12 protein-coding genes and 1 pseudogene are annotated in these 12504 nt (G+C 66.3%); 4 read left to right on the forward strand and 9 right to left on the reverse strand.

What is annotated here, in order from left to right; all coding sequences use genetic code 11:
• Window positions 1-42: 42 nt before the first annotated feature.
• From X803_RS18690 to X803_RS18695, 4 genes are all read right to left on the reverse strand, one after another.
• Window positions 43-615 carry a GNAT family N-acetyltransferase gene (locus X803_RS18690; RefSeq protein WP_162149213.1) on the reverse strand — a complete coding sequence of 191 codons (573 nt, stop codon included), beginning with the start codon at window positions 613-615 and terminating at the stop codon, window positions 43-45.
• A 69-nt stretch (window positions 616-684) separates the two neighbouring features.
• A complete protein-coding gene (locus tag X803_RS0108310) occupies window positions 685-1329 on the reverse strand; it encodes an O-methyltransferase (RefSeq protein WP_026544781.1) in 645 nt (214 codons plus the stop codon).
• Window positions 1326-1679, reverse strand: a complete 354-nt coding sequence (locus X803_RS0108315) for a thiamine-binding protein (protein WP_026544782.1) — start codon at window positions 1677-1679, stop codon at window positions 1326-1328. Before X803_RS0108315 ends, X803_RS0108310 begins: the two co-directional genes overlap by 4 nt.
• A gap of 31 nt (window positions 1680-1710) precedes the next feature.
• Window positions 1711-2235: a cupin domain-containing protein gene (locus X803_RS18695; RefSeq protein ID WP_051470591.1), complete on the reverse strand. Its 525-nt coding sequence runs from the start codon at window positions 2233-2235 to the stop codon at window positions 1711-1713.
• Between the two features lie 171 nt (window positions 2236-2406).
• Here X803_RS18695 and pta point away from each other — a divergent pair, with 171 nt between their 5' ends.
• Window positions 2407-4500 (forward strand): phosphate acetyltransferase, encoded by a 2094-nt coding sequence (gene pta, locus X803_RS0108325; protein ID WP_026544783.1) that lies wholly within the window; start codon window positions 2407-2409, stop codon window positions 4498-4500.
• Window positions 4497-5624 (forward strand): acetate/propionate family kinase, encoded by a 1128-nt coding sequence (locus X803_RS0108330; protein WP_026544784.1) that lies wholly within the window; start codon window positions 4497-4499, stop codon window positions 5622-5624. The genes pta and X803_RS0108330 overlap by 4 nt, the downstream gene beginning before the upstream one ends.
• 70 nt (window positions 5625-5694) lie before the next feature.
• On the opposite strand, the gene X803_RS0108335 is transcribed toward X803_RS0108330, so the two are convergent.
• Both X803_RS0108335 and X803_RS18700 read right to left on the reverse strand, forming a co-directional pair.
• A complete protein-coding gene (locus tag X803_RS0108335) occupies window positions 5695-6006 on the reverse strand; it encodes an AzlD domain-containing protein (protein ID WP_026544785.1) in 312 nt (103 codons plus the stop codon).
• Complete coding sequence (locus X803_RS18700) at window positions 6003-6722, reverse strand: AzlC family ABC transporter permease (protein ID WP_035778320.1); 720 nt, start codon at window positions 6720-6722, stop codon at window positions 6003-6005. The genes X803_RS0108335 and X803_RS18700 overlap by 4 nt, the downstream gene beginning before the upstream one ends.
• A 101-nt stretch (window positions 6723-6823) precedes the next feature.
• Here X803_RS18700 and X803_RS0108345 point away from each other — a divergent pair, with 101 nt between their 5' ends.
• Window positions 6824-7999 (forward strand): zinc-dependent alcohol dehydrogenase, encoded by a 1176-nt coding sequence (locus X803_RS0108345; protein ID WP_026544786.1) that lies wholly within the window; start codon window positions 6824-6826, stop codon window positions 7997-7999.
• Between the two features lie 66 nt (window positions 8000-8065).
• Here X803_RS0108345 and X803_RS21835 read toward each other — a convergent pair whose 3' ends face one another.
• A complete protein-coding gene (locus X803_RS21835) occupies window positions 8066-9874 on the reverse strand; it encodes a glycoside hydrolase family 15 protein (RefSeq protein ID WP_026544787.1) in 1809 nt (602 codons plus the stop codon).
• 12 nt (window positions 9875-9886) lie between these two features.
• Window positions 9887-10777 (reverse strand): glycerophosphodiester phosphodiesterase family protein, encoded by an 891-nt coding sequence (locus X803_RS21840; protein WP_026544788.1) that lies wholly within the window; start codon window positions 10775-10777, stop codon window positions 9887-9889.
• A 133-nt stretch (window positions 10778-10910) separates the two neighbouring features.
• Here X803_RS21840 and X803_RS0108360 point away from each other — a divergent pair, with 133 nt between their 5' ends.
• Window positions 10911-12116, forward strand: coding sequence for a DUF445 domain-containing protein (locus X803_RS0108360; protein WP_026544789.1), 1206 nt, complete (start codon window positions 10911-10913; stop codon window positions 12114-12116).
• A gap of 75 nt (window positions 12117-12191) precedes the next feature.
• Here the strand turns inward: X803_RS0108360 and X803_RS18705 are convergent.
• A pseudogene (locus X803_RS18705) lies at window positions 12192-12504 on the reverse strand (hypothetical protein); the annotation flags it as partial.

Genomic DNA, 12504 nt, shown 5'->3' on the forward strand with positions numbered 1-12504 from the left:
TGGATGCCCGGAACCGGCCCGCCGTCGGGGCTCTCCGCTTTCCTACGCTCCCGCTGACGTCCCACGGACACCTGCTCCCTCAGCCGGTGCTGCCCGGTCCGGGACGTACGGCGTGCCTCGCAATGCCGGACGCACCATCCGAATTTCGGAGAGCCCGTTCCACCGGTCGGAGAGCTGCTCCCGCTCGCCATTCGGGGCGAAGCCGAGCTTGCGGTAGAAGGCGATGGCCCGCTCATTGCCCTCCAGCACCCAGACGCAGGCTGCGGCGTCGCCGATTACCGCCGCTGCCAGCTCTTGTCCCAGACCGGTGCCGTAATACTCCTCGAGAACGTAGAGCATGAACAGCTCGACGGCGGCCGGCGGGTCCTCCCCGCGCGCGGGACCGCCCGCGGCGATACCGACAATACGGCCGTTCCCATTCACGGCGACCGACGGGACATCGTCCTGGGGATCGAAGCCGAGCCGCCACGCTTCTGCCTGCGCGTCAACGGTGTCATCCAGGCTGTCGAGGATCTCCGGGCTGAGCCGCCCGCGGTAGGCCTGGCGCCATCCCTGGTTCTTCATCCGCAGGGCAGCCTCGAGCTCTTCGACGCGGAGCGGGCGGATGCTGACCATGGCGTTCATGCTATCGCCCGGGCAGGAGGCTCCCGGTCCGGCGTGACAGATCAGGCGCCGCCGCTGCTCCTAGGTGACGATTGCGAGCGCGAGCCCATCCCAGTCCTTGGACCCCACCGTCTGCAGAGCGGTCGCCTCCAGACGCGGGTGGGTTCCGAGGATCTCGAGCGCCTTTCTGATGCCCCTGACGTCCTCATCCCCGCCCTCGTCCAGGACGGCTCCGCCTCGCACCACGTTGTCCAGCACGATCACAGAGCCCGGCCGGGACAGCTTCACCGCCCACTCCAGATAATGCGGGTTGTTGGCCTTGTCAGCGTCGATGAAGAAAAGGTCGTATGGTCCGGTGAGCGTGGGAAGTGTTTCCAGGGCAGCCCCGATATGAACCGTCACTTTATGCCCGACGCCGGCCGCCTCCAGATTGCGGCGTGCCACCTCTGCGTGGGCTGGCTCGTGCTCGCAGGTGTCAACGGTGCCGTCCTCGGGAATTCCGCGGGCGAGCCAGATGGTGCTGAAGCCGCCCAGGGTGCCGATTTCCAGCACGCGCCGTGCCCCATGGAGCCGCGCCAGGAGCATGAGGAGCTTGCCCTGGCCGGCAGTCACCTCGATGGCGGGCATCCCCGCGGCACGGGTGTTCTCGACGGCAGCCAACAGGGCGTCGTCGGGCTTGACCACGGTGCGGTTGAGGAAGCCGTCAACCTCTGCCCAGTTGCTCATGAGTGCCCCTGGTACTCATCCATCTCCTCGATCGCCCGCTCCAGGCGTTCCACCTTCCCGGTCAGCTCCCCGGACCGGCCCGACCGGATGTCCGCCTTGAGCACCAGGGAGACCCGGCTGCCGTACTTTGCGACCGCCTCGGTGGCGCGCTTCACCACATCCATGACCTCATCCCATTCACCTTCAATCTCGGTGAACATGGAGCTGGTGGAGTTCGGCAGACCTGAATCCCGCACGATCTTCACCGCCTCGGCCACCGCGGCATGGACTGATCCGTCAGCCGCTTCGGCGGTGTCTTCCTGAGCGCCGCTGGGCCGGCCGGACGGGGCAACTGAGAAGGCTACGAGCATGGAACCAGTCTGTCAGGTTTGGCCGCGTGGGTCACGGGTTTTCACGGGCGCTGAGCGGCGGCCCCAGGATTTCGATCTGGTGCCGCGCTGCGATAGCGGCGAGCGCAGCGCCGTCTCCGGGCACCGGATCGGGGAGCTCCCTTCTCTCCGCCGGCGTTCCGGCTTCTGCCACAAAGTTTTCGAATCCGGCCGGAACCGTGATGACCAGACAGCTGAACGGTCCGTCCGACCCGGCGGCGAAGGTGTGCACCGATCCTCGCGGAAGAAAGGCGAAGTCCCCCGGCCCCACCTCGAAGCGTTCACCGTCGCTTTCGAACAGGGCGGTCCCGGACAGGATGTAGAAGGACTCGTCCTCCACAAGATGCCTGTGCGTTGGAGGTGAGTATCCTGCGGGGTGAAGGATCTGGGCGATGGTGAGGCGCTGTCCGGTCTCGGCTCCGCCGGCCTTGATGGTTACCAGCGCATTGGTGAACCAGTGGGCCGACCCCTCATCGGGGGCGAGCTTGTACGCCTTGCCGCGGGTTTCCTCATCCTGGGTGTGGGCGCCGTCGTCCATGGTGGCATGCTCCTCAGCGTTGAGATGGTGGAGGCCAGATTACTCAGCCGCGCCCGACCGTCAAGACCATCGAACAACCGGCCTGACGACGTCGGCAACCCGCCTCCGGAGTAAGGCAGCGCACGTGGTGGAGGCAGTGACTATGCATCCGCGATCGTGCAGGATGAACTAATGACCACCCGCGGAATTTATGTCAGTGCCATGGCCCCCGGCTCGGGCAAATCCCTCATCTCCCTGGGCCTGGCCAGCATGCTCCAGGGGCACGCGGACCGGATAGGTTTCCTGCGGCCCATCTCGGAGGCGGACGAGGGGGCAGAGGATCCGATGGTCCTGCTCATGCGCCGCGAATTCGGGCTGACCGAAAAGACAGCACGCAGCGGCATGACGCGGGCGGAGGCGCGGGCTCTCCTCGTATCCGGGGAACGTGAGGAAATCGATGCCCGGTGCGTTGCCCTCTACAGCGAGATCGCTCAGTCCTGTGACGTCATCATCGTCGAGGGAACTGATCTGAGCGGCCAGGACGCCGCCGTCGAGTTTGACCTGAACGCCCGGCTCGCCAACAACCTGGGAGCCATGGTCCTCGCCGTGGTGAGCGCCAAGGACATGAGCGCAGCGGAGGCTGCGGACGCCGTCGACGTCGCCCGCAGGGAACTCGACGCCGCGCGGGTCTCGCTGCTGGCCATGATGGTGAACCGTGCGGCCGAGGACGCGGTCGAGGCCATCCGCGAGCAGGTCCGGCCGGGGAAATCGGGCCGGCCCGTCTATGTCATCCCCGAGCTGAGCGAGATTTCCCAGCCGACCATCGCGGAGGTCGCGGATGCGCTGGAGGCCCGCCACATCGCCGGCGGAGCGTCACTCGAACGCGACGTGTCCTCCATTCGCGTGGCCGCCATGAACGTGGATCACTTCCTCGAACTGCTGACCGACGGCGCGCTGGTGATCGTGCCCGGGGACCGGGCGGATGTGCTCGTGGCGACCGTCGCGTCGTCGTTCTCGCCCGAGTTTCCCGTGCCCTCGGGGATGATCCTCACCGGCGGCCTCGCCCCGGATCCCAATATCCTCGCCCTGCTGGCGCACGCCAGCTTCCCCGTATTCGCGGTCGACGACGACACCTACACTGCCGCGAAGCATGTCAGTGAGGTGCGCGGCGAGATTGCGACCGGGCTCCGGCGGAAGGCTGCGGCCGCGCTCGGTGTGTGGGCCCGGCAGGTGGACTCCACGGAACTGCTTGAACGGCTCGAGCTGCCGCGGCCGGTGCGGATGACGCCGCTGCGCTTCCTGCACGAGCTCATCGAGAAGGCCCGCGCCGACCGGAAGCACATTGTCCTTCCCGAGGGTCTCGACGAACGGATCCTCCGTGCGGCCGAGATCCTGCGGCGGCGGGATGTCTGTGACCTGACCATCCTCGGCTCCGAGTCGCAGATCCGCGAGCGAGCCGCCGGGTTTGGCATCGACCTGTCCGGGCTGACCCTGCTGGACCCGGCCACGTCTGGGCTGCGCGAGGAGTTCGCGTCCGAGTACGCACGCCTCCGCGCGCACAAGAATGTCTCACTCGACGACGCCCGGGACCGCATGTTGGACGGCTCCTACTTCGGGACCATGATGGTCCAGCTCGGCTATGTTGACGGCATGGTGTCGGGCGCCGCGCACACCACCGCCAACACCATCCGGCCTGCACTGGAGTTCGTGAAGACCAAGGAGGGCGTGAAGATTGTGTCCTCCGTCTTCCTGATGCTGCTCCGGGACCGGGTGCTGGTCTACGGCGACTGTGCGGTCAACCCTGACCCAACCGAGGAACAACTCGCGGACATCGCCGTTGCGTCGGCGGAGACGGCAGCACAGTTCGGCGTCGAGCCCCGTGTCGCCATGCTCTCCTACTCCACCGGCGAGTCCGGTTACGGCGGCGCTGTGGATGAGGTCCGAAAGGCAACGGAGCTGGTGCGCTCCCTCCGGCCGGACCTTCCCGTCGAAGGTCCCATCCAGTACGACGCCGCGGTCGACGCATCGATTGCCCAGTCCAAGCTGCCGGGTTCCTCCGTTGCCGGACAGGCCACCGTGTTTATATTCCCTGATCTGAATACTGGGAACAACACCTACAAGGCGGTCCAGCAGTCCGCCGGTGCAGTCGCCGTCGGGCCGGTCCTTCAGGGCCTGCGCAAGCCGGTCAATGACCTGTCCCGGGGCTGCACCGTTGAAGACATCGTGAACACCGTCGCCATCACCGCCGTCCAGGCGCAGGGCACACCACAGCAGGAGAAGTCATGATCATCCTCGTCATCAACTCGGGCTCGTCCTCGCTCAAGTACCAGGTCCGGGATTCGGGCACGGGCGAACGGCTGGCGAACGGCCTGATCGAGCGCATCGGTGACAGCGCGCACGGCGGCCCCGCGGATCACACCGAGGCGCTGGACCGCGTGACGGAGCAACTGGAAGCCAGCCTGCAGGGCAGGCCGATCGACGCCGTCGGACACCGGGTGGTCCACGGCGGGGAGCGGTTCAGCGAACCGGTGCTGATCACCAACGAGATCATCCGCGCCATCGAGCGGCTCAATCCGTTGGCTCCGCTGCACAACCCGGCGAATGTGCAGGGGATCCGCGCGATCGCCGAGCGGTGGCCGGACATGCCACAGGTGGCGGTCTTCGACACCGCCTTCCACCGGACACTGCCCGAACACGCGTGGCGGTATGCCGTGCCCGATGAGCTCTACAAGAAGTTCGGCATCCGCAGGTACGGCTTCCACGGGACGTCCTTCGAGTACGTCACGCGGCACGCCGCTGCGCTGCTCGGCATGCCGGCGGAGGAGTTCACCGGCGTTCTTGCCCATCTGGGCAACGGGGCGTCCGTCACCGCGGTGCAGAACGGGCGCAGCATCGACACCTCCATGGGATTCACACCGCTGGAGGGTCTGGTGATGGGGACGCGGTCCGGCGACATCGACCCGTCGATCCTGCTCTTCCTCAGCCGTGAGGGCTATTCGGAAGAGGATCTGGACAGGCTGCTCAACCGGGAATCCGGGCTCAAGGGCCTCACCGGCCACAATGACATGCGCTCGATCGAGGAGTCCTCAGACGCCGTCGGCACCATGGCACTGGACATCGCGTCCTACCGCCTGGCGAAGTACATCGGCGGCTACCACGTCGCAGTGGGCGGTTCACAGGCACTCGTGTTCACGGCAGGGATCGGCGAGAACTCCTGGCGCTTCCGGGAACGGGTGGTGAACCGGCTGGCCGCGCTTGGTGTCTACATCGACGACGCCGAAAACCAGAAGCCCGGAGGCTCGCCGCGCGAGATCAGCACCGAGGAGTCCGCGTTCCCCGTTCTGGTGGTGCCCACGGATGAGGAGGCGGCCATCGCAGAGGCGACTGCCGCCGTCGTCGTTTCCGCCTAACCCCCGTTCATTCGGCAGGACACGCCGCTTTGCCGCACTCAGAAGGGGCGTGTCCTGACAGCTCAACGGGTCAGGGGGCCCCGAGCAGCCGCGCAACAGCCGCCGCACCGGCGCCGGCCAGCACGACGACGAGAAACGGTGCCCGCAGCCACAGCGCCACCGCTGCCGCGGCCAGGGCGGCAAGCCGCGCGTCCAGCGCCAGGGACTGACCGCTTGAGAAGGTGTTGACTGCGGTCAGCGAGGCCAGGAGACCGATGGTCAGTGTTCCCGCGACCCTCGTCATGCGCGGGTTCTCCATGAGGCGCGCCGGGACCAGGTAGCCCGCGAGTTTGGTGAGGTAGCTGATTGCGCAGGCGGCAAGGATCCAGATCCAGAGGTTCATCGCCGACCCTCCACGGGATAGGGTTCGACGTCGGGCTCAAGTCCCTCTCCGGAAGGCCCGACGTTAAGCCAGCCGAGCAGTGCGGCCACCGCCGCAGCCACCAGGATGGGCACGCCGGCAGGCACAAAGGGAACGGTCAGGAGAGTCACCAGCGCACAGACGACGGCGATGGCCGCCGGCTCCCGCGCCTTCAGCCTCGGCCACAGCAGCCCCAGGAAGGCTGCCACTGCCGCGCCGTCAAGGCCCCACTGCGCTGGATCACCGAGGGCATTTCCAAGCAGTGCACCGACCAGCGTGAACATATTCCAAAGAATGTATATGCCGACCCCGGCCACCCAAAATCCGCGGGCGCGCTCCTGCGGCACTGTCTGCCCGGTAGCCGTGGCGGCCGACTCATCGATGGTCACCTGCGCAGCGGCGAGCCTCCGCCAGCCCCGCGGCCGGAGCATGGCGTTCATCTGCATGCCGTAGACGGCGTTTCGGATTCCGAGCAGCGCCGACGCGGACATTGCGGCAGCACCGCTACCGCCGCCGGCCACCACGCCGATGAACGCGAACTGCGACCCGCCGCTGAACAGGAGGAGGCTGAGCGCCAGAGTCTGCAGGACATCCAGGCCTGACGCCACTGATAATGCCCCGAACGAGATGCCGTACAGCCCGGTTGCCACGGCGATTGACAGTCCAACCCGCACGGCCGGCGATCTCGAAAACTTCACCGGCCAAGCGTATGCCGAACGGTTGGTGCACTTCACTTCGGGATCAATGCCCGCAATACTGAGAAAGGACAGCATGCTTAGCAATTTAAGGAGATGTAGCCATGAAGGCACTTACCTGGCAGGGCAAGCGATCGGTGAGCGTTGAAGACGTCCCGGATCCGCGCATCGAGGACGCGTCCGACGCGATCGTGCGCATCACCTCCACAGCGATCTGCGGGTCCGACCTCCACCTCTACGAGGTACTGGGCCCCTACATGCACAAGGGTGATGTGCTGGGACACGAGCCGATGGGCATTGTGGAAGAGGTCGGCAGCAGCGTCACCAACCTCAAGCCCGGCGACCGGGTGGTGATTCCGTTCAACATCTCCTGCGGCCACTGCTGGATGTGCAACAACGGGCTGCAGTCGCAGTGTGAAACCACGCAGGTCCATGAGCAGGGAACCGGCGCCGCCCTGTTCGGCTTCTCCGAGCTCTACGGGTCCGTTCCCGGCGGACAGGCCGAGTACCTCCGCGTCCCCCACGCGGACTATGGGCCGGTCAAGGTAGGGAGCGAGCTGCCCGATGAGCGGTACCTCTATCTCTCGGACATCCTGCCCACAGCCTGGCAGGGCGTTCAGTATGCGGACGTGCCCGACGGCGGCACCCTTGCAGTCTTCGGTCTTGGCCCGGTGGGACAGTTCGCAAGCAGGATCGGCAAGCATCTTGGCCATCGCGTCATCGCGGTCGAGCCGGTAGCAGAACGCCGCGCGATGGCCGAGCGGCACGGCATCGAAACCATCGAGTTCTCAAAGGAAACCGGCGACGTACTGCGCGAGATGACCAACGGCCGCGGCCCGGATGCTGTGCTCGACGCCGTGGGCATGGAGTCGCACGGCTCTCCCGTCGGCGCTTTCGCCCAACACGCGGTCGGCCTTCTCCCCGACGCGCTGGCCAAAAAGGCCATGGAGACGGCCGGTGTTGACCGGCTCAACGTGCTGCATGCGGCCATCGACTCTGTCCGCCGGGGCGGAACGGTCTCCTTGAGCGGCGTCTACGGCGGAACGGCAAGCCCCATGCCGCTGCTGACAATGTTCGACAAGCAGATCCAGACGAGGATGGGCCAGTGCAATGTGCGGCGCTGGACGGACCAGCTGCTCCCCATTGTCGAGGACCCGTCGGATCCGCTGGGTGTGATGGACCTCAAGACGCACGAGGTTCCGCTCTCCGAGGCGCCCGGGGCGTACAGCATGTTCCAGAAGAAGCAGGACGGGTGCATCAAGGTGGTCCTCAAGCCGTAGCCGGCCAGCGTTGAGTTGTCAGGACACGCCCCGTTTGGGGCCCGATAAGCGGCGTGTCCTGACAACTCAACGCGAGGCGAGTGCCGCCCGCCGCACTGCGTGGATCGCGTCAGCCGCCCGGACCAGCGCCAGGTGGGAAAATGCCTGGGGGAAGTTTCCGGCCATCCGGTGGTTCCCGGCGTCGTATTCCTCCGACAGCAGGCCGAGCTCGTTGGCGTAGCCGACCAACTGGTCCATCAGGCGCGTTGCATCCTCAAGGCGCCCTGTGTGCGCGTACTGCTCCACCAGCCAGAAGGAGCAGGCGAGGAACGGATGCTCCCCCGGCGCCAGGCCGTCGATCGCCGATTCGGTACGGTAGCGGAGCAGCAGCCCGTGCTCGTCCAGCAGTTGCTCCTCCATCCGGGCCACCGTGCCGAGCATCATGGGATCGTTGTACTCGATGAAGCCCACCTGGGGCAGCTGCAGGAGTGACGCGTCCACCAGTGCGCTGCCGTAGAACTGGGTGAAGGAGTTCACCTCGCGGTCGAAGCCCTGCTCGAGGATCTCCTCCCGGAGCTCGTCCCGCAGCTTTTCCCAGCGATCCGCCTCGCCCTTGAGACCATGCTCCCTGACGGCACGCACACCACGGTCGAATGCAGCCCACATCATCACCCGAGAGTGCGTGAAGTACGCCGGCTCACCGCGCATCTCCCAGATGCCATGGTCCTTGCGGTTCAGGTGTTTCTCGAGGAAATTCAGCAGCGCGTGCTGCAGCGGCCAGGAGAACTCGCCCTCCTCCACGCCGCGTTCCCGCAGCTTCTCCAGTGCCACCATCACTTCGCCGACGACATCCGCCTGGTACTGGCTCACAGCCCCATTCCCGATGCGTACGGGAACCGAGTCGGCATAGCCGGGCAGGTGTCCGAGCACCTTCTCCGGCAGGTGGCGCTCCCCGGCGACTCCGTACATGATCTGCAGGTCCGCGGGGTCGCCGGCGACGGCGCGGAGCAACCAGTTGCGCCAGTCGAAAGCCTCGTCCTGGTACCCGTGCGTCATCATGGCCTCAAGCGTCAGCGCGGCGTCCCGCAGCCAGCAGAACCGGTAGTCCCAGTTACGCTCACCGCCGAAGGCCTCGGGTAGCGACGTGGTGGGCGCAGCGACGATGCCGCCGGTATCTTCGTGGGTCAGCGCACGCAGCACCAGGAGGGAGCGCTTGACGATGGAATCGTATTCGCCCTGCTTCTCGCAGCTCTCGGCCCAGCCCTGCCAGTAGTCAATCGTCGACTGGAGCGTGGCATCGAAGTCCAGGACCGGCGGTTGCGGCCGGTGGGAGGGGTACCACACCAGCTCCAGGTCCACCTTCTCCCCCGCGTTGACCGTGAACTCACCGATATGGCGGTGGTCCGCGGCACGGGGAAGGTGGGTGCCGCGCAGCAGCAGCGCGTCCGGACCTGCCATGGCCAGGATGCCCGGCCCGCCTTCTTCATGGGTGCGCCTCACCCAGGGCAGGACCTCCCCGTAACCGAACCGCACAACCAGCTCCTGGTGCATCGGCACGGAGCCGCTGATGCCCTCGATACGGCGTGCGAGGGAGGCACGCCGGTCATGCAGCGGCATGAAGTCCGTCACGAGAACCTCGCCGGATTCGGTCCGCCACCGGGTCTGCACCACAAAGGTCGAGTCGATGTATTTCCATTCCACGGGGTCGGCAGCACCGGCGTCGTGCGTCGGCGCGATAAGCCAGCGGCCGTGGTTCTCATTTCCGAGAAGCGCCGCAAAAACCGACGGCGAATCAAACCGCGGGTAGCAGAGCCAATCCACGCTTCCGGCCCGGGAGACCAGGGCGCCGGTATGGAGATCGGATATCAGTGCATAGTCCTCAATCGGCATGGCCATGCATTAACTCAATCACAAACGCCCGGAGTCGGGCTCCCCTCCCAGCCTGCGCAGGACGCGGGCAGGCCGGTTTGTGGTGATCTCCTGGACACCGAGGTCACGGAGGAAGTCCACGTCGTCGTCCGTGTCCACTGTCCACACCCGGACGCGCAGCCCGGCGGCAAGCCAGCCGGTCACCCGCTCGGGGTGTGCACGGACGTACTCGATGCCGGGTCCCGCAATTCCCACCGCCCCGCTCGCAATGATGCGCTCGCCCTCGTGCAACGCGCGGCGGAGCAGATTCATCACGGCTGCCGCGGTGAGCGGTCCCAGCGTCTCGCGCACATCCTCGGGCTGCACGTCGGCGACAAGCTGGCAAACCACGTCGGCCGGGACCCGTTCCAGCAGATGCCTGACGGAATCGGGGTTGAAGCTCATGAAGCTGATGTGAAGGTTGGCCAGCCGCGACGTCACCGGGTCATAGCCCTCCCTCATGAGGAACGCGATCAGCCGCTCCTCGAGCCTGAGCCCGAAGGGGCTGGGGTGCTTCAGTTCGATTGCGAGTTCCAGCTCCCTCCCGTCCCGCCGGAGGAGGTCCAGCAGGTCCTCGAGACTGAGCAGCTGGTCCGCAATACCGCCGTACTGGGGCGGCACGTTGGCGCCTTTCCACGAGGCGAAGTCGAGTTCGCGCAGCTCGCGCAGCGTGTGGTCCGCCACATCACCGGTCCCGCTCGACGTGCGGTCGAGAGTCGAATCATGGATGCAGACCAGCTGCAGGTCTTCGGTCATGTGGACGTCGCACTCGATGCCGTGCGCGCCTTCCGCGAGCGCCTGGAGGAACGCCGCACGAGTGTGCTCGGCGTACTGCTGACTCGCACCGCGATGCGCGAAAACCAGGTGTTGTACCGCTCGTTGTTCTGCCACAGGCCCTACGCTAGCGAATGCCCGGCGTGACTGCCCTACCGGCGGCTGGTTAGATGGGAAACTCAGCCATGATGCGGAGGACGAAGTGAGCATTGCGTTGACCGATACGGAGCGCGCGGCGGGTCTGAAGCGGATGAAGGCCGTCGCCACCGGACTGCTGGCGCTCATGGCCGTGATCTTCCTCTTTGCGTTCGCCCTGCAGGATGAGTACCCGTGGCTTCAATATGTCCGCGCTGCGGCGGAGGGCGGCATGGTGGGCGCCCTGGCCGACTGGTTTGCGGTGACTGCCCTGTTCAAATACCCGATGGGGCTCAAGATCCCCCATACGGCGATCATCCCCCGCAAGAAGGACCAGATCGGCGCCTCCCTGGGGCAGTTTGTCGAGGAAAACTTCCTCTCGGAGTCGGTGGTGCAGGAGAAACTGTCCTCCCTCGGGCTCGCGCAGCGCGCAGGTTCCTGGCTGGCCCGCCCCGAGGGGGCTGACCGCGTCGCCGTCGAGGGTGCCGCCCTGATCCGCGGCGCGTTCACTGTCCTGGATGACGACGCCGTCCAGCGGGTCATCGAATCGATGGTGCGCAAGCATGTGGTCGACCCCCCGTGGGGTCCGCCTGTGGGCAGGATGGCCGAGCGGATTTTCGAGGAGGGCCACCACCACCGTCTGGTGGACCTGTTGGTGGACCGCGCGGCCGAGTGGGTGGATGCCAATTACGACGTCGTATCCCGCGTGGTGTCCCAGCGCTCCCCCACGTGGGTGCCCCACTTTGTGGACGGGATGGTAGGGGACAAGGTCTATGTGGAGCTCGCGAAGTTTGTGCGGGCAGTCCAGGCCGACCCGCAGCACGATGTCCGGCTTTCCATCGACAAGTACCTGAAGGACCTCGCCCAGGACCTACAGCATGACCCGGCGGTCATCGCCAAGGCCGAGGAGATCAAGGCCGGGTTCCTGGACGATCCGCGGGTTCACGATGTGGCCGCGCGGGCCTGGTCAACGGTCAAGACGGCACTCCTCGAGGCCGTCAATGACCCCGACAGTGAGCTGACCCGGAACTTCAAGGCAGCCGTCCGCGACTTCGGGCGCCGCCTGACCACCGACGGGGACCTTGCGGGCAGGATCAACCGGTGGATTTCCGACGGCGCCGGATACCTCGTGCGTACCTACCGCAGCGACATTGCCGGCATCATCTCCGAAACCGTGGAGCGCTGGGACGCGGAGGAAACCTCACGCAAGATCGAACTCCAGGTGGGCAAGGACCTCCAGTTCATCCGGATCAACGGCACCGTTGTGGGCTCCCTCGCCGGGCTGGGTATCTTTGCGCTTGCCCACGCCCTGTTCGGCTGAGGCTGAGGCTCAGGCTCAGGCTCAGGCTTCGGCTGAGGCTCAGCCTCAGCCTGGGCTGGGCAGCATGTGAGACCCTCAGGACCCCGTATCCTCCGCCGTAGGGGCCGGAAGCTTCTCGAGTTCAGTCAGCAGTTCGCCGGGAATGACCGTGGGCGGCGGACCGAATGCCTCCCTGGTGGCGTTGATGACGGTACGGCCCATCATGTGGTTGCCCGCTCCACCTACCGCAGCTCCCACCCCGAACGGCAGCGCGCGTCCCAGCAGCGCGCCCCCCTGCCGGGCGAGCATGCGCCGGATGAACCGCTTTCGGATGCTTGCGCCGATACCCCGCACGGCCGAGGATGACATCGATCCGCCCACAACGTTGCCCCAGTGGCGGGTAACCCCG

The organism is Arthrobacter sp. 35/47 (assembly GCF_000520475.1).
Lineage (GTDB): Bacteria > Actinomycetota > Actinomycetes > Actinomycetales > Micrococcaceae > Arthrobacter_D > Arthrobacter_D subterraneus.

Coding starts and splice junctions, on each gene's coding strand:
- X803_RS18690 (WP_162149213.1), bottom strand. CDS start 615: ATGGTCAGCATCCGCCCGCTCCGCGTCGAAGAGCTCGAGGCTGCCCTG.
- X803_RS0108310 (WP_026544781.1), bottom strand. CDS start 1,329: ATGAGCAACTGGGCAGAGGTTGACGGCTTCCTCAACCGCACCGTGGTC.
- X803_RS0108315 (WP_026544782.1), bottom strand. CDS start 1,679: ATGCTCGTAGCCTTCTCAGTTGCCCCGTCCGGCCGGCCCAGCGGCGCT.
- X803_RS18695 (WP_051470591.1), bottom strand. CDS start 2,235: ATGGACGACGGCGCCCACACCCAGGATGAGGAAACCCGCGGCAAGGCG.
- pta (WP_026544783.1), top strand. CDS start 2,407: ATGACCACCCGCGGAATTTATGTCAGTGCCATGGCCCCCGGCTCGGGC.
- X803_RS0108330 (WP_026544784.1), top strand. CDS start 4,497: ATGATCATCCTCGTCATCAACTCGGGCTCGTCCTCGCTCAAGTACCAG.
- X803_RS0108335 (WP_026544785.1), bottom strand. CDS start 6,006: ATGAACCTCTGGATCTGGATCCTTGCCGCCTGCGCAATCAGCTACCTC.
- X803_RS0108345 (WP_026544786.1), top strand. CDS start 6,824: ATGAAGGCACTTACCTGGCAGGGCAAGCGATCGGTGAGCGTTGAAGAC.
- X803_RS21835 (WP_026544787.1), bottom strand. CDS start 9,874: ATGGCCATGCCGATTGAGGACTATGCACTGATATCCGATCTCCATACC.
- X803_RS0108360 (WP_026544789.1), top strand. CDS start 10,911: ATGAAGGCCGTCGCCACCGGACTGCTGGCGCTCATGGCCGTGATCTTC.